Origin of the sequence: Phyllobacterium sp. NPDC097923 (genome assembly GCF_044760925.1) — a bacterium.
GTDB classification, from domain to species: Bacteria; Pseudomonadota; Alphaproteobacteria; order Rhizobiales; family Rhizobiaceae; genus Phyllobacterium; species Phyllobacterium calauticae.
Window position 1 is genome coordinate 1,166,507 of the sequence record NZ_JBIWBL010000001.1, and the last position, 20,675, is coordinate 1,187,181.

Sequence of the window (20,675 nt, forward strand, 5' to 3'; positions counted from 1 at the left end):
TCGTTCAGCGGACGCAACTTTTGGTTCATCCCCCCGACCAAGTGCCCGCTCCGTGTAGAAGAGTTTAAAAAAAGGAGATTGCCATGCGCACTCTTAAGACAATGATCCTCGCTTCGGCGGCTGTGCTGACGCTCTCCGCCCCCGTTCTCGCTGCTGACGTCATCACCGAACAGGCTCCTGCGCCTGAAGCTGCATACCAGGCGCCCCAGGCCGATTGGTCTGGTGCATATCTCGGTGTTTACGGCGGTTATGGCTGGAACAAGAACAAGACCAGTGTTGGCAAGCTCGATGCCGACGGCCTGAAGGGTGGCGCTTACGGCGGCTACAACCTGCAGAACGGCCAGTTCGTATACGGTGCTGAAGGCGACATCGGCTACTCCGGTGCCAAGGAAAACAACTTCGGCTACAAGGCCAAGCAGGGCGTAGAAGGTTCTATCCGTGCCCGTGCCGGTATCGCTCTTGATCCGGTCCTGCTCTACGGTACAGGCGGTGTTGCCATTACCGACAGCAAGCTGTCCGGTCCTCTGGGCAGCGAAAGCAAGACCCACGTCGGCTGGACAGCCGGTGCCGGTGCAGAAGCCAAGATCACCCAGAACATCGTTGGCCGCGTTGAATATCGCTACACCGACTTTGGCAAGAAGGACTATGATCTGGGCGGCATCGACAGCGTATCGAACAAGATCACCACGAACGAAGTTCGCGTTGGTGTTGGCTACAAGTTCTAATCTGGACTTGACCTCCAGAAAAAGCCGGGCAGGAAACTGCCCGGCTTTTTTGTTGTTCCGGATTTACTTCGGCAGCAGTGCCGCAAGCTCGGGATGCAGTTCTTCGAACCGCTTCTGCCAGCGCTTGAGTTTTGAACGGCCCTTTTCCCATTTGCCTTCGAACCGCAGGGTCGCATAGGCGAGCGCGGCGGCCAGCGCGATATGGCCGCCATGCAGCTTCTTGCCGAGGCGCGGCGGCGCCGCATTGAGATAGTCGAGCACGCGGATCGCCTTGGCCCACTGCCAGTCGAGCCACGGCTGATGGATTTTTTCTTCCGGATGGAAGCGCCGCTCATAGACATGGGCAAGCAGGACATCGCACAGGCCGTCCGCAACGGATTCCAGCTGTTCCGCCTCCAGCCGCTTTTCGGCATTGCGCGGGAAAATCTTGTTGCCCGACACGCGGTTGAAATACTGGGTGATGACGCGGCTGTCGTAGAGCGCCTTGCCATCGTCGAGAATGAGTGTCGGAATCTTGCCGAGCGGATTGGCGTTGATCAGTTCGGCCGGGGCCGTATTGGTGTCCACGAGGACACTTTCAATCGGAATGCCGGCATAATGGGCGACCATGCGCACCTTGGTGCTGTAGGGCGAGGCGGGGGAATACAGAACTTTCGTCACGATGACGCTCCTCGGTTGACGATTCGATGGCAAACGGTAAACGCCCGGCGGGTTTTCGCAAAGCGTTCAAAATTGTGCGTGGTTCGACAAGCTCACCATGAGGGAGGTGGTTTGGCTGCAGGGCTCATCACAAACGTTGCAGAATAGTGCTCCCTGCAATCCCCGGTTTCCCCTCATGGTGAGCTTGTCGAACCACGCACGATAGTCATGCAGTGCAGGAATGGATGTTCTACCGCGTTCCCGGCATGTCGACGGAGCGTCGGCGGCAAGAGGAGCGGTCCACCTCCGGGCAACTGCGGAACTGCAGGTCCTTGGTCAGGCAGACGCGCACCTCGCGCAGGTATGTGCTGTCGCAGGTGACGGAGACCGCATCCCGCGTCATTCCCGGATTGGCCGCGACAAAGGCCTGTTCGACAAGTTGCGGATTGACGGGCGCCCGCTGGGTGGGCTGGCTATAGGCGGACGGGATGGCGACGCGCGATACCGCCTGCCGCATCACGGAAAAATAGTCTTTCTGCGTCAATCCGGTGCAGGTGCCGTGCTTGCGCCATTCGTAGGTGACGAGCCCGGCGGACGGCATGATGTCGAAAATCTGCCTGGCCTGGCTGAACGGTACGTCGCGCGGCTCGTCGGTGGTGCAGTCCTGCGGATAGCCCTGTTCATATTGCGGCCAGAGCCCGTGCACGACGAAGCCATAGGGGCGTCCTGTCGAGCATTGCTGCCGGTTGGCATTCGAGCCCTCGGCGGCGCAATAGCTGGGCGACCAGGACAATGCGAGAACGTAGAAATCAAAACCGCTGCCCGCCGGCACGGATGCGGCGGGCGCGCCGGTTGTCTGGCGTTCGCCCGCGGCAATCACCCCGGGCGTCTGCGAGGGAACAAGACTTTCGCGCGGCTGCTGCTCACGCAGATAGGTCAGTACCGACACGCCGAGAAGCGCTGCAAACAGGGCATAGCGCGCCAGGCTGCCGAGCTGCATCAGCGGTCACGGATCATTTCAGGCTGCGGCAGCTGCCATTGTAAACGTTCCAGCGGTCGAACCCGGCCACGCAGAACTCGACATTGTTGCCGATGGAAGCGTAACCCAAGCCTTCTTCGACCACATACCAGACTGGACGCTGCCTGCCATCGGAGAGATGAGCGGTCGCCTGGCAATAATAGCGCGGGACGGCCGACATTTCCGGATTGCGGCTCGGCTCATAGCGCTGCTGATGAACGTCGCTGAAATCCTGGATTGCCACCTGCTGCAGGCCCGGCACGTGATGCACCTGATAGGAGAACCGGTTGACGATGCGATTGAGGACACCGGATTTGCCGCAGGTGTCGTCATAGGTCTGGCTGGGCGCGCGTTGCAGGAAATCGGCGGAAAACGCCGGAACGGCGGACGAAATTGCCAATGCAGCGCCAAGGGTCGTGGCGAGAAGGGTGGAAACGCGTGCCATAGGGGTCACTCTCCATGAGGTATCGATTTGCGACCAATGTCGGACAGCCGATGCGCGCGGTCAAGCACCAACTTGCTCGCCGCGGATCCAATCGACGGTGAAACCGGCATTCTGCCCGTCACTGAGGACTTTTGACAACGCCGGGAAAACGCTGCGCAGCTCGCCCTCCAGCGTGAAAGGCGGATTGACGATGATCATGCCGGTGCCATCGAGCCGCGGTTCCGGCGAGGGCGTTCGAATCATCAGCTCCGCGCGCAGGATTTTGGGAATGCCGGTATCGTGCAGGAGGGAGGCGAAACGCTTGACCTCCTGGCGGTCCTTGACCGGATACCAGAAGGCATAGGTGCCGCCGGCAAAACGCCGGTGCGCCTTGACCAGGCCTTCCGCCAGGCGGTCGAATTCCCCGCCGATTTCGAACGGCGGGTCGACGAGGATGAGGCCGCGCTTTTCCTTGGGCGGCAGGTGGGCGCCCAGCGCCAGCCAGCCGTCCAGCTGTGTCACGCGCACCTGCACGTCGCCTTCGAACACCTCGGCAAGGAGCCGGGCATCGTCCGGATGCAGTTCAAGTGCCGACAGCCGGTCCTGCTTGCGCAGCAAGTGCCGCACGATCAGCGGCGAACCGGGATAGTGGCGGATGGCGCCATCGGGATTTTCGGCGCGCACAATGTCCAGATAGGGCTGGATGAGGCCGGCGACATCCGTATCCAGTTTGGCCTCGAGCAGGCGGCCGATGCCGCTCTGCCATTCGCCTGTCTTGCCCGCTTCCGTTCCCTTGAGATCATAGCGGCCGATACCCGCATGGGTATCGATGACGCGAAAGCCATGGTCCTTGCGCTGCATATAGAGCACAATCCGCGTCAGGATAATGTGTTTGACGACATCGGCGAAATTGCCGGCGTGATAGGCGTGACGGTAGTTCATGGCCCTGCTTGTTTCACGATGTTGGTGCTATCGCAAGCATCTCGCTATGCTGATTGTCAAATTGATTCCCGAAGGTCTTCCAATGACAAAACTTCTCGCCATGTCCGGCAGCCTGCGCGCCGTTTCCATGAACAAGTCGGTGCTGGAAGCCTGCAGTCAATTGGTACCCGCCGGTGTCGGCGTGGCGCTTTATGCGGGGCTCGCGGGGTTGCCGCCCTTCAATCCCGATCTCGACGGCGACAACCCGCCCAAGAAGATTGTGGCGTTGCGCAAGCAGGTCGGTGCGGCGGATGGTCTGATCATTTCCTGCCCGGAATATGCCCACGGCATTCCCGGCAGCTTCAAGAACATGCTGGACTGGCTCGTGTCGTGCATTGAATTCCCGGGAAAGCCGGTGCTTCTGATCAATACCTCGCCGCACTCGGAACGCATCACGCCGCTTCTCATGGAAGTCCTGATGACGATGTCGGCGCATGTGGTCACGAGTGCGTCGCTCACCCTGCCGCTCAAGGGCAAGAAGCTGGACGCGGACGGCATCGCCAAAAGCGCGGAATTCGGCGCGCCGCTGCGCGCGGGTCTTGCCAGTTTTGTCGACGGTATCAATGCCGTTTAGAACTTCTCATTTTAAAGATGAGATTATCGAATTTGCCTTATGACCCAAATGTGTCATTGAGCGCGGAGAGCACGCGCATTTCGGGCGTGCCGGGGTCTGATCATGTCCGGAACGGTTGTTCTCATTGTCCTATTTGCCGCATTCCTGCATGCAAGCTGGAATGCTGTCGTCAAATCCGAGGGCGATAAATTCCTCAACACCGTCGTGGTCGTGACTTCGGCGGGGGTGATCGCCATGGTCTGCCTGCCGTTCCTGCCGGTACCGGCGCGCGAAAGCTGGCCGTTTCTGGCGGCATCGGGCGTGGTCCAGCTCATCTATCTCGCGCTTGTCGCGGCGGCCTACCGCAGCGGCGACATGAGCCAGGCCTATCCCATCATGCGCGGCACGGCGCCGCTCTTCGTCGCCATTGCCAGCGGTCCGCTGGTCGGCGAATTCCTGTCGGCGCAGAAATGGTCGGGCATTGCACTGATCTGCTGCGGCGTGCTGGTGCTGGCGCTGGAGGCGCGGCGGCGGGCAGGGGCCAACCGCGCCACGACGGTCTTTGCTTTGATCAATGCTTTGGTCATCGCCACCTATACCCTGATCGACGGCATCGGCGTCCGGCATTCCGGCGCACCGGCGGCCTATACGATGTGGGTTTTCACCCTCAACGCCATTCCTCTGTTTCTCTGGACCGTCGTGACCCGCAAGGGCGAGCTCTGGCCGCATTTCCTCAAGCGGACACGGCTGGCTACGGTCGGCGGCGTCGGCACGCTCGGCTCCTACGGTCTTGCCCTGTGGGCGATGACCATGGCCCCGGTTGCAGCCGTGGCCGCCTTGCGCGAAACGTCGATCCTGTTTGCGGTCGCCATCTCCGCCCTGGTTCTCAAGGAGAATGTCGGCGCCAAGCGCCTGATCGCCGTGGCGCTGATCGCCGCGGGCGCCGCCGTGATGCGCCTTGCCTGACGCCTATTTCGGCACCATGTCGAAATAGGGCTTTGCCTCTTCCAGCGCGCGGGCAAAGGACGGCCGCTTCATCAGGCGATCGCGATAAGCGGTCAGCACGGGATATCCCTCGCCGATCGGCACGGCCATGTCGCCATAGAACAGCGCGGGGGAAGCGGCGCAGTCCGCCATCGTATAGGCGTCGCCTGCCGCCCAGGTCCGGCCTTTGAGACGGTCCTCGAGCACATCATAGGCGGTTCGCAGCTTCTGTCTGGCATGGTCAACGCCCAGCGCATCGTTCTGGCCCGCGGGACGCAGCCTGTCGGTGACGACCTTCTGCATCGGCACATGCACGTGCAGATCGAAGAAGCGGTCGTAGAAGCGTGTTTCCAGTGCCGGCTCCCGCTCGGAGGGCAAAAGCGGTGTTTTGCCGGGAAAATGCTGGGCGAGATATTCGATGATGATGCTGGATTCAGGAACGGTCTGGCCCCGGGCTTCGTCGCGCAAGACCGGAAACTGCCGGATCGGCCACATCTTGCGGAATTCAGCGCTTGCCTCTTCGTTCATGAAATCGACCATGCAGGGCTCGAAGGGCGTGTCGTTCTCGTACAGCGCGGTCAGCACTTTCATGCAGAACGACGATAGCGGGTGAAAATACAGTTTCAGTGACATTTCGGACCTCCCTGCAAAGCTTGACCAGTATTCAATACTAAAGTGATTACTTAAGTATCAAGTCCGCTCGCCAGCGTCAAGCATGGTCGCGACATTTTGCGTCTGCAGCCGCTATCCAGCCCATTCCGGCGGCGCGAAAACTGCGCTATGGATAGGCCATGAACAAAGCTGTCATTCTCCGCACGGGCCATTCGGCTTGTCCTCACGATTGCCCTTCGACCTGCGCGCTCGATGTCGAGGTGCTCGATTCCGGCCAGATCGGCCGTGTGCGCGGCGCCAAGGACAACAGCTATACGGCCGGTGTCATCTGCGCCAAAGTTGCCCGCTATGCCGAGCGCATCCATCATCCCGACCGGCTGCTGAAGCCGCTTGTCCGCGGCGGTTCCAAAGGCGAGGGCGTGTGGAAAGAGGCAAGCTGGGATGCAGCGCTTGATCTGGTCGCTGAACGCTTCCTCAAGGCCGAAGCGGAATACGGCTCGCAAAGCATCTGGCCCTATATCTATGCCGGTACGATGGGGCTGGTGCAGCGCGATTCCATGCACCGCCTGCGGCACGCCAAGAAATATTCCAACCAGTTCGACAGTTTTTGCACCAACATGGCCTGGACCGGGTTTTTCGCCGGGACCGGCAAGCTTGGCGGCGTCGATCCGCGCGAAATGGCCAAGTCCGATTGCGTGGTGATCTGGGGTACCAATGCGGCGGCCACACAGGTCAATGTGATGACCCACGCGGTACGCGCCCGCAAGGAGCGCGGCGCCAAGATCGTTGTCATCGACATCTATGAAAACGCCACCGTGCGGCAGGCGGATCTCGGCCTCGTGCTGAAGCCGGGCACCGACGGGGCGCTGGCTTGCGCGGTGATGCACGTGCTGTTCCGCGACGGCCTTGCCGATTGGGATTATCTCAATGCCTATACGGACGATCCGAAGGGGCTGGAGGCGCATCTTGCCGGCCGGACGCCGGAGTGGGCGGCGGCGCTGACCGGCCTGACGGTCGCGGAGATCGAAGCGTTCGCCCGGCTGGTCGGTACGACAAAGAAGACGTTCTTCCGGCTTGGCTACGGTTTCACCCGCCAGCGCAACGGCGCGGTGAACATGCATGCGGCGCTGTCTATTGCGGCCGTGACCGGCGCCTGGAAGCATGAGGGCGGCGGGGCATTTCACTCCAACTCCGGCATTTTCCGCATGGACAAGCGGGAAATCGAAGGGCAGGCCTTCAAGGATTCCTCCGTTCGCCATATCGACCAATCCAAAATCGGTCTGGCGCTGAACGGCGACAAGGAGACGCTTTATGGCGGGCCGCCCGTCATGGCGATGCTGATCCAGAACACCAATCCGGCCAATGTCGCGCCGCAGCAGCGCCTGATCAAGCAGGGCATGCTGCGCGAGGACCTGTTCATGGTCGTGCATGAACAGTTCATGACCGACACGGCAAAGCTGGCCGATGTGGTGCTGCCGGCCACCATGTTCATGGAACATGACGATATCTATCGTGGCGGCGGCCAGCAGCATATCGTCCTCGGCCCCAAGCTGATCGACGGTCCGGGCGAAACGCGGCCCAATCTCTACGTCATCAACGAACTGGCAAAACGCCTCGGCGTCGGCGATCTGCCGGGCTTCGATCTCGATGCCCGGACGCTGATCGACCATATGATGGCAGCGAGCAATCTGCCGGGCTATGACGTGCTGAAGGAAATCCGCTGGCTCGATGTACAGCCGGATTACGAAACCGCGCATTACAAGAAGGGTTTCAACTGGCCCGACGGCAAATTCCGCTTCAAGCCGGATTGGACCGGCAGCCCGTCGCCGAACCGTCCGCCGCAGTCCATGGGCACGCAGGGACCGTTCGCGACACTGCCGCAATGGCCCGATTATTGGGAAGCCATCGAAGTCGCGGATGCAAAACATCCGTTCCGGCTGGGCACGTCACCGGCGCATAATTTCCTCAACTCGACCTTTGCCGAAACGCCGACCTCGATGCTGAAAGAGGGCCGCCCGGAGCTGCTGATCCATCCGGACGATGCGAGCGGTCTCGGCATCGAGGAGGGCATGCGTGTCGAAATCGGCAATGAGCGCGGCGAGGTGGTGGTGCATGCCCGCCTGAACGCTGGTCTCAAGCGCGGCGTCGTGATCTCGGAAGGCCTGTTCCGCAATTCGGCATTCGAGCGCGGCGAGGGCATCAACGTCCTGACGGGCTCGGACGCGTCGGCACCCTATGGCGGCGCAGCCTTCCACGACAGCAAGGTTTGGGTTCGCCCGGCAATGAATTGATTTTATTGATGTTTTTGAGTGTTTTTTGAATCTGCAATTTTGAGTATCTATACATTTTGACAACTATGGTTTACATTTATGAAGCGGTTGATTGAAAAGACCGACACGTTTTTAGACTGGTTTGATGGTCTGCGAGATCAGCACGCTAGAGCGAGAATTGCCAAACGGCTTGATCGATTGATTGAAGGCAATCCCGGTGATGTCAAAGCTGTCGGCGAGGGCGTCAGTGAACTTCGTCTTGATTATGGTCCGGGGTACCGCGTCTATTACATTGAGCGAAAGAGCGTCTTGATTATCCTGTTGTGCGGCGGTGACAAGAGTACGCAGGACCGCGATATCAAGAGAGCACAGACAATGGCCATCACCTTGAGGAAAGCCAGATCATGATAAAGTTAAGTCCTTATGACACTGCGCATCATCTGGATTCTGAAGAGATGATCAAAGAATATCTGGCGGCGATGTGTGAAGATGGAACGCCTGCGGAAATAGCGCGCGCCTTGGGTACTATCGCCCGCGCGCGCGGGATTACCGAGCTTTCCCAGAAAACCGGCCTCCCGCGTCAGACAATATACAAAGCCTTGAGCGGCGAGGGTAATCCGGAACTGGCAACCATCACGAAAGTCGCCGACGCGCTTGGACTGCAACTGAAAATTGTGTCTGCGACAAAGAACAAGAAAGATGCTGCGTAAGCAGCGGCGTCACACGATCAATCGCTGAAAACCGTGCGTCCGTCCTGCATGACGGCCTTGCCGGATGCCAACTGCGCCAGGGCGCGGGCATAAGTCTCGTGCTCCACGGACAGCACCCGCAATGCAAGACTGTCTGCCGTATCGCCATTGAGCACCGGCACGGCGGTCTGGGCAATGATCGGACCTTCATCCATGCCCGCCGTGACGAAGTGCACGGTGCAGCCATGCACACGGACACCGGCTTCAAGCGCCTGTTCATGCGTGTGCAGGCCCTTGAACAGCGGCAAGAGCGACGGATGGATATTGATCATCCGGCCCTCCCAGGCCTGAACGAACTCCGCCGACATCAGCCGCATGTAACCGGCGAGACAGACGATTTCCGCTCCCGCTGCATGCAGCGCAGCGGAGACGGCCGCCTCATGCGCCTGCTTTGTCGGATAATCACGATGGGCAATGGCATGGGCGGCAATGCCATGCGCCTTTGCCGTTTCCAGTCCGCCGGCATCAAGCTTGTTGGCAATCACGGCGACGATCTCGGCGGGATAGTCAGCCGCCTTGGCTGCTTCAATCAGAGCGGTCATGTTGGAGCCGCGGCCCGAAATCAGGACCGCGACGCGCTTTTTGCGGGCTGCGCTGCTCACAGCGCCAGGTTGCCCTGATAGACAACACCGCTGTCGGCGCGGGCAACCATGGTGCCAAGACGCACGGCATCCTCGCCCTGCGCTTTCAGCGCAGCGAGCACAGCATCGGCATTTTCGGGGGCGACAACGGCGATCATGCCGATGCCGCAATTGAACGTGCGCAGCATTTCATCGCGCGCGACGCCGCCTACCTTGGCCAGCCAGGAGAAGACCGGCGGCACCGAAATGGCGGAAAGATCGATGCTGGCCGTCAGCTCTTTCGGCAGAACCCGGGGAATATTGTCGGGGAAACCGCCGCCGGTGATGTGGGCAAGCGCCTTGATCGCATTGGTTTCGCGGATCGCCGCCAGCAGCGGCTTCACATAGATGCGGGTCGGCGTCAGCAGCGCCTGTCCGAGCGATGTGCCCGGCTTGAAGGGTGCATCGGCATCCCAGCCAAGGCCTGACAGTTCGACGATGCGCCGGACCAGCGAAAAGCCGTTGGAATGAACGCCCGAGGAGGAAAGGCCGAGAATGACATCGCCTTCGGCAACATCGCCCGACGGCAGCAGCTGATTGCGTTCGGCGGCGCCAACGGCAAAGCCGGCAAGATCGTAATCGCCGTCACGGTACATGCCCGGCATTTCAGCGGTTTCACCGCCGATCAGCGCGCATCCGGCCTGCAGGCAGCCCTCGGCGATGCCGCTGACAATGGCTGCGCCCTGATCCGGGTCGAGCTTGCCGGTGGCAAAATAGTCGAGGAAGAACAGCGGTTCGGCACCCTGAACCACCAGATCGTTGACGCACATGGCGACGAGATCGATGCCGACCGTGTCATGCACGCCCGCATCGATGGCGATCTTCAGCTTGGTGCCGACGCCATCATTGGCGGCAACGAGGACCGGATCGGTAAAACCGGCGGCTTTCAGGTCGAACAGGCCGCCAAAACCACCGATCTCGCCATCGGCACCGGGACGGCGCGTCGAGCGCACGATCGGCTTGATCTTTTCGACAAGCAGATTGCCGGCATCGATATCGACGCCTGCCTGCGCATAGGTGAGGCCATTTTTGATCGTCATTGTCAGCTCCGGATTGTTGCTGGCGAAATGGCACGACTCCGCCGTCGCTGCAAGCTCTGAGTGCCCCAAGCCGGGTGAAAACACCAGATATCGACAGTTTGGCCGCCGGAAAGGGGTTGAGCAATACCGCTGCCGCGTCCATCTAGAGCGTAACAATAGAAAATGCGAGGAAGCCGGCCGAGTGACAATTCCCAACTACATCACCATCTTCCGCTTTATCCTCGTGCCGTTCATCGTCATGGCGCTGCTGTCCGGTTCCGTCGGTGCGGCGCTTGTCGGTTTCGTCATCGCCGGCGTTTCCGATGGTGTCGATGGCTACATCGCCCGGCGCTACGACCAGCGTTCGGAGCTGGGCGCCTATCTCGATCCCATGGCCGACAAGCTGCTGCTGGTCACCCTGTTCGTCGTTCTCGGGTTCTTGAGCGAGCTGCCGGTCTGGCTGGTTGTCATCGTTGTTTCGCGTGACATCCTCATTATCAGTGCGGTGCTGCTGTCGACGGTGATGGCCAATCCGGTGGAAATGCGCCCGCTGTTCGTGTCCAAGGCGAACACGGCGCTGCAGATTGTGCTGGTGGCGTTTACGCTGGCTGATATGACCTTCCAATTTTCGTTCGGCGCGGGGCGGACGATTCTGGTATGGATGGTTGCACTCTTGACCGCAGCGTCCTCCACTGCCTATCTCGTGGCATGGACACAACACATGGCTGGCTATGAGCAAAACCGTAAGCAAGACGAAGACGACACCACCGGCCGAACGTGACATCCACGTGGATGTGCAGGTGAACACGCTGGCAACCGCCGTGCGGCGTCAGGCGTTTTTCTGGACCGGCGCCGTGGTGTTCCTGGCGCTGTTCCTCTACATTTTCTCGTCGATCCTGCTGCCCTTCGTGGCCGGGCTCGTGCTTGCCTACTTCCTCGATCCGGTCGCTGACCGGCTGGAACGCCTGGGTATGTCGCGCCTTCTGGCAACCATCGTCATCCTGATCCTGTTCCTGGTGACCTTTGCGCTGCTGCTGATGATCCTCGTGCCGATCCTCGCCTCACAGATGACTGATTTCATCGCCCGCCTGCCGAGCTATGTCGCCCGGCTGCAGGAACTGATCGCCAACCGCGATTCCCAGTGGCTGAAGGATTTCATCGGCGTCGATGCATCCGTCATCCGCAACAGCCTCGATTCCCTGCTGCAGCAGGGCGCCGGTTTCCTGTCCACCCTGCTGCAGTCGATCTGGAGTTCGGGCAAGACGCTCATCGATGTCGCCGCGCTGTTCGTCGTCACGCCCGTCGTGGCATTCTACATGCTGCTCGATTGGGACCGCATGGTGCAGAGCATCGACAACCTGACGCCGCGCGACCATGTGCAGACGGTGCGCGAAATCGCCCGCGACATGAACAAGGCCATTGCCGGCTTCGTGCGCGGGCAGGGCACGGTGTGCCTGCTGCTCGGTATGATCTATGCGGTGGGGCTGACCATCGTCGGGCTGAATTTCGGCCTGCTGATCGGGTTGTTTGCCGGCCTCATCAGTTTCATCCCTTATGTCGGTTCGCTGGTCGGGCTGGTGCTGGCGATCGGCGTGGCGCTGGTGCAGTTCTGGCCGGACTATTTCTATGTGGGTGCGGTGGCCGTGGTGTTCTTCATCGGCCAGTTCTTCGAGGGCAATATTCTCCAGCCGAAACTGGTGGGCTCCTCCGTCGGGCTGCATCCTGTCTGGCTGATGTTCGCGCTGTTTGCCTTCGGTTCGCTCATGGGCTTCACCGGCATGCTGATCGCCGTGCCGACGGCTGCGGCCATGGGTGTGCTCGTGCGCTTTGTCATCGGCCGTTACCGGCAATCCCCGCTCTACACAGGCGATTACAGCAAAAGCGGGCGGTCCAAAGAAATCCGGTGACATCCGGGCGGCATTGACTGTATTTCACCTGACATGACCGATGCACCGCGACAACTGCCGCTCGATCTTGGCCATGAGCCGGGATATTCGCGCGACGACCTGATTGTCACCGCCTCCAACATGGCGGCGGTGGACATTGTCGACCGCTGGCCGGGCTGGATCTCTCCCGTCGTCATTCTGGCCGGGCCGACCGGGTCGGGCAAGACGCATCTGGCGGCGGTCTGGAAGGCCGAATCGGAGGCAACCGTGATCGATGCCGCGCATATCGGCGATGCCTCGGGCAGGACCGGTCCGTTCCTGATCGATGCCATCGGCGACGGTCCGATCGATGAAGCCGGGCTTTTCCATCTGATCAACAGCGTGCGCCAGAGCGGATCGAGCCTGCTGATGACGTCGCGCCGCTGGCCGGGCACCTGGCCGGTAAAACTGCCTGACCTTGCTTCACGCCTGAAGGCGGCAACGACGGTGGAGATCGGCGAGCCGGATGACATGCTCCTGTCCGGGGTGATGTACAAGCTGTTTGCCGACCGGCAGATCGCCGTCGATCCCAATGTGATCAGCTTTCTGGTCAGCCATATCGAGCGGTCGCTGTCCACCGCCAGCCGCGTTGTCGAGCGCCTCGACCGCGCGGCACTGGAGAAAAAATCGAAAATCACCCGCGCGCTGGCCGCCAGCGTCGTCACGGCCCTCGACGAGGGGCAGGCGACCTTCGATCTTTAGAGTGCCCGGCCTTCCATGATCCGAATTGCCATGATGCGGAAAGCGTCAATGGTTCTTGATGGCATTGAGAAAGATGGCGGCGATCTTGCTCAGATGGTGGTCGCCGTCTTCGTGATAGGCCTGCCGGCCGGCGGTGGAAATCGCGTTGAACAGCTGGTTGCCCTCGCTGTCGAGCGCAAGCGTATCCCTGACGATTTTGGCAATGTCGCCGCGCGGCTGGATTTTCCGGGCGAGATAATCGGCCAGCAGTTTCTGCTGCCGCGGGCGATCATCGGTGATGGCGCTGAAGATGCCCCAGACAAACCAGGTTTCACCGACCTGCATGTCGTCATCGCTGATCTGGTGCATCTGCTGCTCCCGCAGTTTCGCCTTCTGGGTATCGGCGATGCTTTGGGCCAGGTCGAATGCTGCCGAATCTGTGATCTCGATATGTGCTGACATGATGAAACTCCAACGGTTTGAAATATGCGCCGGCATGGAAATCAAGGCTGGCGACGGGCGTTCCCTGCAAAACCAGTCCCGGGGGATTGAACCCGGATCAAGGACGTATCTTCAACGTGGCTCATCGGCCGGTCAAAGGCTGGTGTGTTCGAGCAGCAGGGAGTGTTCCAAAGTCGGACGTTACAATCAAGCCATTTGTCGCCAAGCCGTCGGGACGAGGGGCAATCTTACCGGTCCCTGCCTGTGGGGCGGCGAACCTGCAGGGGATGCCATCCTTTTTGTTTATTGAGCTTTTGGATCATTCTGATCAATACTTCATGTATATCGAAGAATAGGCTTTGGGGGATACAATGGTTGAAATCACCATGAATGATTTTAACAACCTTGTTCAAACGATTTACAATGCAGCTGTCGACCAGAGTAAATGGTCAAAATTCCTTGAGGACACATCCAATCTTTTGGATGGTACCAACATATGTATCCAGGCACACGACGTTGTCGAGCGAGCCAGCCTGGGTTTAATAACGTCTGAGATCGATGAAAATTTCAAATCCGCTTACAATGAATACTATGCGGCGAAAAATGTATGGGTGCCTCATCTGACTTGCAAGCCGGTTGGCCAGACATTTCATTCCGAAGAGTTCTGTGACCGGAACGCGCTCATAAAAACCGAATTCTACAATGATTTTTTGAGAACCCAGGATATTGTAGCTGCCAGTGGCGTCATACTGAAGCGCAATGCCGGCAGGTTGTTGATTTTATCGGGCAATATGCGCGGCAAACAGGCGGAATATTTGCAGGCATCGGTAAGTAATATATTCAATTTACTCGGATCGCATATAGCGCGCTCGTTTGAGATCATGAGGTCCGTTCCAAGTTTGGTGCAGAACGAAGATTATCGGTCCGCGTTGGAGGGTACGACCGGCGCTATATTTTTCATCGACCGGCTCGGGGGTGTCATTCATAGCAACCAGGCGATTGCCGCCGTTCCTCAGGCAACGACGGTGTTCCGTATCGAGCGTTCGGGACGATTGAAATTGCTCGACGAGCAAGCAGACATCATGTTGCAATCCGCATTGGGGGCTATCGTAAGAACCGATTATCGCCGTTTAAAGGGAACTTTTGCCGTTAAATCCCGAAACGGCAGCGCCTTGCGCGCAACAGTCGCGCCCCTTTCTCGCAATACCATCGAAACCGTTTTCGATCGGGTGTTCGAGGATATCCCGGTAGCACTCCTCATCCTGCATCCCGTTTCATCGGAACCGGATGCGTCGGCGCTTCAGGGCTATGGATTGACGCCCGCTGAAACGGCTCTGGCACATGCCATAGCGAGAGGTATCTCACCTCTCGAATATGCCGATACGAAGAAAATCAGTGTTCAAACGGTAAGGACGCAATTGAAAGCGATTTTCCTGAAAACGGAAACACGGCGGCAAAGTCAGATCGCCGCCTTGTTCTTGAGTCGCCGCTGATCAGTTATGTCAGGTCCTAGGGACGTTTGTTCTTGTTCGAGATCAACGAGTCGAGGCCATTGCAGACCCGCTGTACCTGGGAGCAATCTTGATAAGCGACGGGGTAGGGGGAACGGATCGGGCGCGACGAGCAAAATGTGCGTGGAACCAAGACACCGCCTTCAAACTGTCTCACCGTATCGCAACTGCGCTGGTATTGAGTGCGGTATTCTATCCGTTGCTTGAGCACACACTGCCTCTGCATCTGGCATCCGGCTTCAGCGATACTCGGGAAAAGGGCCAAACCACCAATGGCGACCATAACTATATTGATTGCACTCTTCATGATACCTCCTATGGAACATCTCTGTTGTTTGGAGTTATTTGAAGTGAATTCTGTCGATTGCGCATCACCCATTTAAGGTACGTCGATGCAATTCTTGCTCGGTAATGGAGTGGAGGGGGCGAAACACCGGAACTCGAATCATTCTGTTCAGGACGTTGAGGATGGGGCGATACGGTGGAGCGTCGCCGGTTGGGCTTTGGCGTGGCTTTCGGCGCCGTAAGGTCCCGCCGCATGGCTTATTTTCCATTTTTGTTTCTTTTGTCGATTTAGGCCCTTGCGTTCTCAGGGCTAAAACTCTAGGGAAGCCAACGTTGAACATGATACGGAGCGTAGCGCAGCCTGGTAGCGCATCTGGTTTGGGACCAGAGGGTCGGGAGTTCGAATCTCTCCGCTCCGACCATTTCAACCGATGATGCTGCTGGTACTGAACCGAAGCCTGTACTATATCGGGATTTCAGACAAAGGGATTTCTTCTAATGGCAGCACGTATTTACCGCCCCGCAAAAACAGCCATGCAGTCCGGCAAGGCCAAGACCGAAAGCTGGATGCTGGAATTCGAGCCGGAACAGCCGCGCAAGGTTGAGCCGCTGATGGGCTATACGTCGTCGCGCGACATGAAGAGCCAGATCCGCCTGTCCTTCGAAACGAAGGAAGAGGCAATCGCCTACGCACAGAAGAACGGCATTGCCTATTCGGTGCAGGAACCCAAGGAAACAAGACGGCGCGTTGTCTCCTATTCGGAAAACTTCCGCTTTGACCGCAAGCAGCCCTGGACGCACTGATTCTTTGACGTTTGGCCTTGTTTGCAGTTTGTTCGGATTTCCCGGCGATACTGTGATCGCCGGTGTAAAACTGGTCCCGTAGCTCAGCTGGATAGAGCACCGGCCTTCTAAGCCGACGGTCGCTGGTTCGAATCCAGCCGGGATCGCCACTTACCAAAGAGAACCAGTTCTGTTTCCCGGATAGCGAGGCAATCCGGCTGTTGATTTGCTGTGCAAACCAACAAGCTTTCATAGAGGCCGGTCGAAGCAGGAACGGTGTTAGCCGCCGAGTTCGGCAACTTTCTTGCGAAGCGCCAATACTTCCTCCACCAGCGTACTGACAACGTCTTTGAGAAACGCCACCTTGTGCTCCGGATCGTCAACAGTGTTGATAAGTTCGAGAGCACCGGGCAGAGAGTCAATCTCATCAAATCTGTTGTTGTCGCCCACGCTTCTTCTCCCACTTTTTTGGAAGACAGAACAACATAGTCCAAATCGGGAAATCAAGGTGACAACGATGTCCCTGTCTGTGTGTCGCGCCCAGCGCCGAAGCCGTGTCGGCGGGCGACATTGACACCTATCGTCTGTGTCCGCCGCCGTTACCACCGCCGCCGTTACCACCGCCACCGTGACCGCCACCACCGTGACCCCCACCACCACGGGAGCTTCCCTTGCCCGGGTTGCTGCTCTTTGCCTTTCCGCTTTCCTTGGCGACGCTTTTGCGGGGCCCGCCAAAACTCAATCCAAATCGCGCTGCGTCCGCTGTGCTGACAAGCACAACGCTTGATAGGGTAAGGGCGGATATGGCGATAACGAGTATTTTCATCATTTTCGTTGCAATCCAAACAGGTGACAAGTTGCACGAAATCGAGATGGCTATGGCCGCCGTGTCAATGCAATTGTTGTTAAAATGACCACAAAATTGCGCAAAACATGGTCTTTCCGGTGAAGTGAACACGTCCTGATACCGCCCAGCCGCCTGTGGTGCCTGTCGTCCACGCTATTCCCCGGAGAAGGCAGCTATGCGGCAGGGCCACGAGAATGCGCGTTTACTCCAATTCTCAATACCGCGTTTTTCGTCCTTTGTCTTCGCGATCTGTCTTGCGGTGATTGGATGGCACCGCTTAGTTTGATCTGCGATTGATTGGAGAGGCTCTGAATGCTTGAAACCACGGCTTCTGTGCGAAATCAACAGGTTGCCTATAAATTCAGAACACCCGACACATTGGAGGCAACACCCGTCGCTGTGAAGCGGATTCTCGTTGTCGGATCGTGCATGGCGGCGGGTCTCTTCCACTACGCCCATGTCATCTTCAAGGGCGCGGAAGTCGATCATGTCCTGTACAATTATCCCGGTGATTTGTCAGAACCGCCGCATCCAATCGAAGAATATGCCTTCCAGCTCATACATTTGCCGTTGCGGACGATTGTGCCGGAAAACATGCTGTCGGATATTCCGCATACCAGCGAAGAGCCGTTCAGGGAAAAATTGTGGGAATGCGAGCAGCGTCTGATCCAGACATTTACCGGCGCGCTGGCATTCACGAAAGACACCAGGCTCACGACCTTCGTGTCCGAATATTTTACGCCGCAGCAGAATCACATGGGGCGGCTTCTGCCGCGCTATGACCTGCGAAACCCCACCTATTTCGTCGAGCAATTGAACCGCAAACTGCATGAGCTGGCGCGGGAACATGGGGCGCATATGGTCCAGGCCGATGCCATCGCGCAGACATTTGGCCGAAAGTTCATTCAAGAGGATCTCGTCTGGAACTGGTCGCATGCCAGCTATGCCAATGACTGGGATTCCATCCACGACACAACCCGCATTGTCCAGCCAACCAAACTCACCAGCCTTTACCCGATCAACATAGAAGATTTCATCTTCGGGTTTTGGAGCGAGATACATGCCATGTATCGGACGCTCACGCAGCAAGACAGCGTGAAGCTGGTCATCCTTGATCTGGACGATACGCTCTGGCGCGGGGTTATCGCGGAAGAAGGCATACACAATCGCGTTCTCCTGGAAGGATGGCCGCTCGGCCTGATCGAAGCGCTGAAATTTCTCAAGCAGCGCGGTATCGTCCTGGCGATCGTCAGCAAGAATGACGAAGCGACAATCCTCGACCTGTGGCCTCAGTTCCTGAAGCACAGACTGGATATCGATGACTTTGCAGTCCGGAAAATAAACTGGCGGCCAAAAGCGGAAAACATCCAGGATATTCTGAGCGAAACCAATCTTTTGCCGAAAAATACTCTCTTCATTGACGATAATCCCGTGGAGCGGGAAAGCGTGCAAGCGGCATTTCCGGCCATGCGGGTACTTGGCGACGAGTTGTATTCGATCCGCAGCACATTGCTTTGGGCCCCGGAAACGCAGGTTCCGTACGTCACGCAGGAGTCAAGCAGGCGCACCGAGATGATCCAGGCTCAGGTGCAGCGGGAAGCCGCGAAGGCCGTTATGACCCGGGAAGAGTTCCTGGCTTCCCTCGACGTTTCTGTCGGCATCCGCCCGATCAACACCACAGATGACGAGCGTTTTCCACGCGCGCTGGAGCTGCTCAACAAATCCAACCAGTTCAACACCACGGGCAAGCGCTGGACCATCGGTGAATGTCAGCAGGCCTTTCTCTCGGGTGTCATCTTCGAGACGTTCGAAGTCGGCGACAAATACACCGATTATGGCCTGGTGGGAATCGCCATTGTCAAAGATCACATCATCATCCAGTTCGTGATGAGTTGCCGGGTGGTTGGCCTTGGCGTCGAGCAGGCGGTTATCGCCGGGCTTGCCGCAAACCACCTTCCCCTGAAGGGCGTCTACACGCCGACCGAAGCCAACGGCCTATGCCGCGACCTGTACCAAAAACACGGATTTACGTTGGACGGCGGGATATGGACGCTGCAGGACACTACCGTCACAGCCCCGCCGCACGTCAAATTCCGCGAGATGTCAGATTTGGCGCGTGGCGACCCTTGTTGAGCCGGGGCCGACCAACGACCGGCCACACATGATCGACGGCACCGCGGTTCGGAGAGCCTCACAGGTTCCCCGGTGCAATGCGGGATGAACGACGTGTCCAAGGCTTGCTTTGCAGCGGGTCTCGCATGGGCTGCCGCTAAAATCCGGCTGCCACACCGTGTCAGACTTGCCTAGTTCCGGCTGCCAAGCGCAAGGCGGCAGGCAAGTCCGGTGAAGACCGTTGCCAGCAAATATTGCGGCAGTTTGCGGAAGCGAGGGAAGCTGCCGACCCGGCTGCGGATATGGCCGCTCAGCAGAATCACCGTGCCATTGACGATAAAGCCGATGCCATTGAGCACGGTGGCGAGAATAAGCATCTGCAAGACCAGAGAACCGGCTTCAGGTTTGACGAACTGCGGAAACAGCGCCAGCACGAACAGTGCCATTTTGGGATTGAGCAGATTGGTGAAGAGACCTTCGCCGAAAATCCGCTTCATCGAAAAACGTTTGAGGCGGGATGTCGGCGAGAATACCATCCCTTCCGAACGTATTGTTTTCCATGCGAGATAAAGCAGATAGGCGCAGCCCGCCCAGCGAATGATTTCGTAAGCCACGGGAACCGCAAGAAAAAGCTGGGAAAGCCCAAGCGCTGCGGCCATCGCATGGCAATAGGTGCCGAGCGCTATGCCGGCATAGGTCAGAAACCCCGCGCCCCGTCCCTGGCTGATGCTGCGGGAGGCAATGAGAAGCATATCGGGACCGGGCGTGGCCGTAAGAACCACGGACGCGGCGGCAAAAAGCATGAGTGTCGAAAAGTCCGGCATATCGTTTTCCTTCGAGTTTACCGGAATTCCTGTCTAGCATTTATGCGTTGATTGACAAGGGCTTGGCTCGTCATTCCTATAACGACAGCCATGGACGCTTTTTGCCCAATAATACCGGTCTGATCCGGGATTTCGGTCACGCTCACGTCACGCCGGTTTTGATGATATGTCCATGACTGGCAACGTTGTTCTGTTGCCCGTCAATAATTCAAGTATGCCGGAAACGACACTGCCACAACACGTTCCCTGAGAAGAACGAAATCCAAGCTCCCATCGGGTGCAGGGAGTTGGGTCAATTGACTTATCGATGGAAGGAAGTGCTGCAAAATCCTGTTCCAGACACACTTTACCCCACCGTCTTTCGGGATGGTGGGGTTTTTACAGCGCCAGCTTTCCCCGCTCAATGCCGTCACCCTGGAGTTTAGAATGCATTCGATTGATCCGCAGCCATATCAAGCCAATGCTTGGAAATATATCGGCGTTGTCCTGTTTCTGGCGGCACTGTCATTTGGCCTCGGCCGATATTATGCGGCAACAAGAACTGCGGCAGAAACAGGCGTTCATCGTTTGAATGCCGAGCAGCAAGATAAAATCACTTTGCAGAGGGTGAATTAAATGGACCCAGCGGGGGTGCGCAACATGGTTGCGTCGCTCCCATCCACATAAAACCGA

General features: G+C 58.3%; 24 protein-coding genes and 2 tRNA genes. 16 read left to right on the forward strand and 10 right to left on the reverse strand.

Annotated features, from left to right (window positions below):
* Positions 1–83 precede the first annotated feature (83 nt).
* Positions 84–725: an outer membrane protein gene (locus ACIQWS_RS05880; protein WP_223611223.1), complete on the forward strand. Its 642-nt coding sequence runs from the start codon at positions 84–86 to the stop codon at positions 723–725.
* A gap of 63 nt (positions 726–788) precedes the next feature.
* Here ACIQWS_RS05880 and ACIQWS_RS05885 read toward each other — a convergent pair whose 3' ends face one another.
* From ACIQWS_RS05885 to ACIQWS_RS05900, 4 genes are all read right to left on the reverse strand, one after another.
* Complete coding sequence (locus ACIQWS_RS05885) at positions 789–1,385, reverse strand: glutathione S-transferase N-terminal domain-containing protein (protein ID WP_403172498.1); 597 nt, start codon at positions 1,383–1,385, stop codon at positions 789–791.
* A 229-nt stretch (positions 1,386–1,614) separates the two neighbouring features.
* Positions 1,615–2,364: a ribonuclease gene (locus ACIQWS_RS05890; protein ID WP_403172502.1), complete on the reverse strand. Its 750-nt coding sequence runs from the start codon at positions 2,362–2,364 to the stop codon at positions 1,615–1,617.
* 13 nt (positions 2,365–2,377) lie between these two features.
* A complete protein-coding gene (locus ACIQWS_RS05895; RefSeq protein WP_346305702.1) occupies positions 2,378–2,827 on the reverse strand; it encodes a hypothetical protein in 450 nt (149 codons plus the stop codon).
* A 60-nt stretch (positions 2,828–2,887) separates the two neighbouring features.
* Positions 2,888–3,748 carry a 23S rRNA (adenine(2030)-N(6))-methyltransferase RlmJ gene (locus ACIQWS_RS05900; protein ID WP_346305703.1) on the reverse strand — a complete coding sequence of 287 codons (861 nt, stop codon included), beginning with the start codon at positions 3,746–3,748 and terminating at the stop codon, positions 2,888–2,890.
* A gap of 82 nt (positions 3,749–3,830) precedes the next feature.
* Between ACIQWS_RS05900 and ACIQWS_RS05905 the strand changes: the two genes are divergently transcribed.
* Together ACIQWS_RS05905 and ACIQWS_RS05910 are read left to right on the forward strand one after the other, a co-directional pair.
* Positions 3,831–4,361 (forward strand): NADPH-dependent FMN reductase, encoded by a 531-nt coding sequence (locus tag ACIQWS_RS05905; RefSeq protein WP_403172528.1) that lies wholly within the window; start codon positions 3,831–3,833, stop codon positions 4,359–4,361.
* Between the two features lie 102 nt (positions 4,362–4,463).
* Positions 4,464–5,306: an EamA family transporter gene (locus ACIQWS_RS05910; protein ID WP_403172538.1), complete on the forward strand. Its 843-nt coding sequence runs from the start codon at positions 4,464–4,466 to the stop codon at positions 5,304–5,306.
* 3 nt (positions 5,307–5,309) lie between these two features.
* Here ACIQWS_RS05910 and ACIQWS_RS05915 read toward each other — a convergent pair whose 3' ends face one another.
* Complete coding sequence (locus ACIQWS_RS05915) at positions 5,310–5,957, reverse strand: glutathione S-transferase family protein (RefSeq protein WP_403172545.1); 648 nt, start codon at positions 5,955–5,957, stop codon at positions 5,310–5,312.
* 158 nt (positions 5,958–6,115) lie between these two features.
* On the opposite strand from ACIQWS_RS05915, the gene ACIQWS_RS05920 reads away from it, so the two are divergent.
* From ACIQWS_RS05920 to ACIQWS_RS05930, 3 genes are all read left to right on the forward strand, one after another.
* On the forward strand, positions 6,116–8,227 hold the full coding sequence (locus ACIQWS_RS05920; protein WP_403172552.1) for a molybdopterin oxidoreductase family protein: 2,112 nt from the start codon (positions 6,116–6,118) through the stop codon (positions 8,225–8,227).
* Between the two features lie 78 nt (positions 8,228–8,305).
* Positions 8,306–8,614, forward strand: a complete 309-nt coding sequence (locus ACIQWS_RS05925) for a type II toxin-antitoxin system RelE/ParE family toxin (protein ID WP_403172560.1) — start codon at positions 8,306–8,308, stop codon at positions 8,612–8,614.
* On the forward strand, positions 8,611–8,916 hold the full coding sequence (locus ACIQWS_RS05930) for an addiction module antidote protein (RefSeq protein ID WP_403172573.1): 306 nt from the start codon (positions 8,611–8,613) through the stop codon (positions 8,914–8,916). The genes ACIQWS_RS05925 and ACIQWS_RS05930 overlap by 4 nt, the downstream gene beginning before the upstream one ends.
* 17 nt (positions 8,917–8,933) lie before the next feature.
* Here ACIQWS_RS05930 and purN read toward each other — a convergent pair whose 3' ends face one another.
* Both purN and purM read right to left on the reverse strand, forming a co-directional pair.
* On the reverse strand, positions 8,934–9,557 hold the full coding sequence (gene purN, locus ACIQWS_RS05935; protein ID WP_403172582.1) for a phosphoribosylglycinamide formyltransferase: 624 nt from the start codon (positions 9,555–9,557) through the stop codon (positions 8,934–8,936).
* Positions 9,554–10,615 carry a phosphoribosylformylglycinamidine cyclo-ligase gene (gene purM, locus ACIQWS_RS05940; protein ID WP_403172589.1) on the reverse strand — a complete coding sequence of 354 codons (1,062 nt, stop codon included), beginning with the start codon at positions 10,613–10,615 and terminating at the stop codon, positions 9,554–9,556. Before purM ends, purN begins: the two co-directional genes overlap by 4 nt.
* Positions 10,616–10,796: 181 nt before the next feature.
* Here purM and ACIQWS_RS05945 point away from each other — a divergent pair, with 181 nt between their 5' ends.
* The 3 genes from ACIQWS_RS05945 to hdaA are packed head-to-tail and all read left to right on the forward strand — an operon-like array spanning position 10,797 to position 13,221.
* Positions 10,797–11,375, forward strand: a complete 579-nt coding sequence (locus ACIQWS_RS05945; protein ID WP_288195117.1) for a CDP-alcohol phosphatidyltransferase family protein — start codon at positions 10,797–10,799, stop codon at positions 11,373–11,375.
* On the forward strand, positions 11,326–12,501 hold the full coding sequence (locus ACIQWS_RS05950) for an AI-2E family transporter (protein WP_223611211.1): 1,176 nt from the start codon (positions 11,326–11,328) through the stop codon (positions 12,499–12,501). The genes ACIQWS_RS05945 and ACIQWS_RS05950 overlap by 50 nt, the downstream gene beginning before the upstream one ends.
* A 33-nt stretch (positions 12,502–12,534) precedes the next feature.
* Positions 12,535–13,221: a DnaA regulatory inactivator HdaA gene (gene hdaA, locus ACIQWS_RS05955; RefSeq protein ID WP_403172614.1), complete on the forward strand. Its 687-nt coding sequence runs from the start codon at positions 12,535–12,537 to the stop codon at positions 13,219–13,221.
* Positions 13,222–13,266: 45 nt separating this feature from the next.
* On the opposite strand, the gene ACIQWS_RS05960 is transcribed toward hdaA, so the two are convergent.
* Positions 13,267–13,662 (reverse strand): hypothetical protein, encoded by a 396-nt coding sequence (locus ACIQWS_RS05960; RefSeq protein WP_223611209.1) that lies wholly within the window; start codon positions 13,660–13,662, stop codon positions 13,267–13,269.
* 350 nt (positions 13,663–14,012) lie between these two features.
* Here ACIQWS_RS05960 and ACIQWS_RS05965 point away from each other — a divergent pair, with 350 nt between their 5' ends.
* From ACIQWS_RS05965 to ACIQWS_RS05980, 4 genes are all read left to right on the forward strand, one after another.
* Positions 14,013–15,134 carry a helix-turn-helix transcriptional regulator gene (locus tag ACIQWS_RS05965; protein WP_403172622.1) on the forward strand — a complete coding sequence of 374 codons (1,122 nt, stop codon included), beginning with the start codon at positions 14,013–14,015 and terminating at the stop codon, positions 15,132–15,134.
* Positions 15,135–15,782: 648 nt separating this feature from the next.
* A tRNA-Pro gene (locus ACIQWS_RS05970) sits at positions 15,783–15,859 on the forward strand.
* 76 nt (positions 15,860–15,935) lie between these two features.
* Positions 15,936–16,241 carry an ETC complex I subunit gene (locus tag ACIQWS_RS05975; protein WP_105735719.1) on the forward strand — a complete coding sequence of 102 codons (306 nt, stop codon included), beginning with the start codon at positions 15,936–15,938 and terminating at the stop codon, positions 16,239–16,241.
* Positions 16,242–16,313: 72 nt separating this feature from the next.
* A tRNA-Arg gene (locus ACIQWS_RS05980) sits at positions 16,314–16,390 on the forward strand.
* 109 nt (positions 16,391–16,499) lie between these two features.
* Here ACIQWS_RS05980 and ACIQWS_RS05985 read toward each other — a convergent pair.
* Positions 16,500–16,670, reverse strand: coding sequence for a hypothetical protein (locus ACIQWS_RS05985; RefSeq protein ID WP_403172628.1), 171 nt, complete (start codon positions 16,668–16,670; stop codon positions 16,500–16,502).
* 221 nt (positions 16,671–16,891) lie between these two features.
* Between ACIQWS_RS05985 and ACIQWS_RS05990 the strand changes: the two genes are divergently transcribed.
* Both ACIQWS_RS05990 and ACIQWS_RS05995 read left to right on the forward strand, forming a co-directional pair.
* Complete coding sequence (locus ACIQWS_RS05990; protein ID WP_346305522.1) at positions 16,892–17,134, forward strand: hypothetical protein; 243 nt, start codon at positions 16,892–16,894, stop codon at positions 17,132–17,134.
* A 245-nt stretch (positions 17,135–17,379) separates the two neighbouring features.
* Entirely contained in the window at positions 17,380–19,200 is a 1,821-nt protein-coding gene (locus ACIQWS_RS05995) for an HAD-IIIC family phosphatase (RefSeq protein ID WP_403172635.1), read from the forward strand.
* 170 nt (positions 19,201–19,370) lie between these two features.
* Here ACIQWS_RS05995 and ACIQWS_RS06000 read toward each other — a convergent pair whose 3' ends face one another.
* Positions 19,371–20,003, reverse strand: coding sequence for a LysE family translocator (locus tag ACIQWS_RS06000; RefSeq protein WP_403172639.1), 633 nt, complete (start codon positions 20,001–20,003; stop codon positions 19,371–19,373).
* Positions 20,004–20,429: 426 nt separating this feature from the next.
* On the opposite strand from ACIQWS_RS06000, the gene ACIQWS_RS06005 reads away from it, so the two are divergent.
* The gene (locus ACIQWS_RS06005) at positions 20,430–20,618 is read left to right on the forward strand and encodes a hypothetical protein (protein WP_346305519.1); all 189 of its coding nucleotides are present in this window, start codon (positions 20,430–20,432) and stop codon (positions 20,616–20,618) included.
* Positions 20,619–20,675: the final 57 nt, after the last annotated feature.

Excerpts from the sequence above, each read along its gene's own strand:
- ACIQWS_RS05900 (WP_346305703.1), bottom strand. The coding sequence starts at position 3,748 with ATGAACTACCGTCACGCCTATCACGCCGGCAATTTCGCCGATGTCGTC.
- ACIQWS_RS05925 (WP_403172560.1), top strand. The coding sequence starts at position 8,306 with ATGAAGCGGTTGATTGAAAAGACCGACACGTTTTTAGACTGGTTTGAT.
- purM (WP_403172589.1), bottom strand. The coding sequence starts at position 10,615 with ATGACGATCAAAAATGGCCTCACCTATGCGCAGGCAGGCGTCGATATC.
- ACIQWS_RS05920 (WP_403172552.1), top strand. The coding sequence starts at position 6,116 with ATGAACAAAGCTGTCATTCTCCGCACGGGCCATTCGGCTTGTCCTCAC.
- ACIQWS_RS05960 (WP_223611209.1), bottom strand. The coding sequence starts at position 13,662 with ATGTCAGCACATATCGAGATCACAGATTCGGCAGCATTCGACCTGGCC.
- ACIQWS_RS05910 (WP_403172538.1), top strand. The coding sequence starts at position 4,464 with ATGTCCGGAACGGTTGTTCTCATTGTCCTATTTGCCGCATTCCTGCAT.
- ACIQWS_RS05890 (WP_403172502.1), bottom strand. The coding sequence starts at position 2,364 with ATGCAGCTCGGCAGCCTGGCGCGCTATGCCCTGTTTGCAGCGCTTCTC.
- ACIQWS_RS05950 (WP_223611211.1), top strand. The coding sequence starts at position 11,326 with ATGAGCAAAACCGTAAGCAAGACGAAGACGACACCACCGGCCGAACGT.
- ACIQWS_RS05895 (WP_346305702.1), bottom strand. The coding sequence starts at position 2,827 with ATGGCACGCGTTTCCACCCTTCTCGCCACGACCCTTGGCGCTGCATTG.
- ACIQWS_RS05880 (WP_223611223.1), top strand. The coding sequence starts at position 84 with ATGCGCACTCTTAAGACAATGATCCTCGCTTCGGCGGCTGTGCTGACG.
- hdaA (WP_403172614.1), top strand. The coding sequence starts at position 12,535 with ATGACCGATGCACCGCGACAACTGCCGCTCGATCTTGGCCATGAGCCG.
- ACIQWS_RS06005 (WP_346305519.1), top strand. The coding sequence starts at position 20,430 with ATGCATTCGATTGATCCGCAGCCATATCAAGCCAATGCTTGGAAATAT.
- ACIQWS_RS05930 (WP_403172573.1), top strand. The coding sequence starts at position 8,611 with ATGATAAAGTTAAGTCCTTATGACACTGCGCATCATCTGGATTCTGAA.
- ACIQWS_RS05905 (WP_403172528.1), top strand. The coding sequence starts at position 3,831 with ATGACAAAACTTCTCGCCATGTCCGGCAGCCTGCGCGCCGTTTCCATG.
- ACIQWS_RS05975 (WP_105735719.1), top strand. The coding sequence starts at position 15,936 with ATGGCAGCACGTATTTACCGCCCCGCAAAAACAGCCATGCAGTCCGGC.
- ACIQWS_RS05965 (WP_403172622.1), top strand. The coding sequence starts at position 14,013 with ATGGTTGAAATCACCATGAATGATTTTAACAACCTTGTTCAAACGATT.
- ACIQWS_RS05995 (WP_403172635.1), top strand. The coding sequence starts at position 17,380 with ATGCTTGAAACCACGGCTTCTGTGCGAAATCAACAGGTTGCCTATAAA.
- ACIQWS_RS06000 (WP_403172639.1), bottom strand. The coding sequence starts at position 20,003 with ATGCCGGACTTTTCGACACTCATGCTTTTTGCCGCCGCGTCCGTGGTT.
- ACIQWS_RS05915 (WP_403172545.1), bottom strand. The coding sequence starts at position 5,957 with ATGTCACTGAAACTGTATTTTCACCCGCTATCGTCGTTCTGCATGAAA.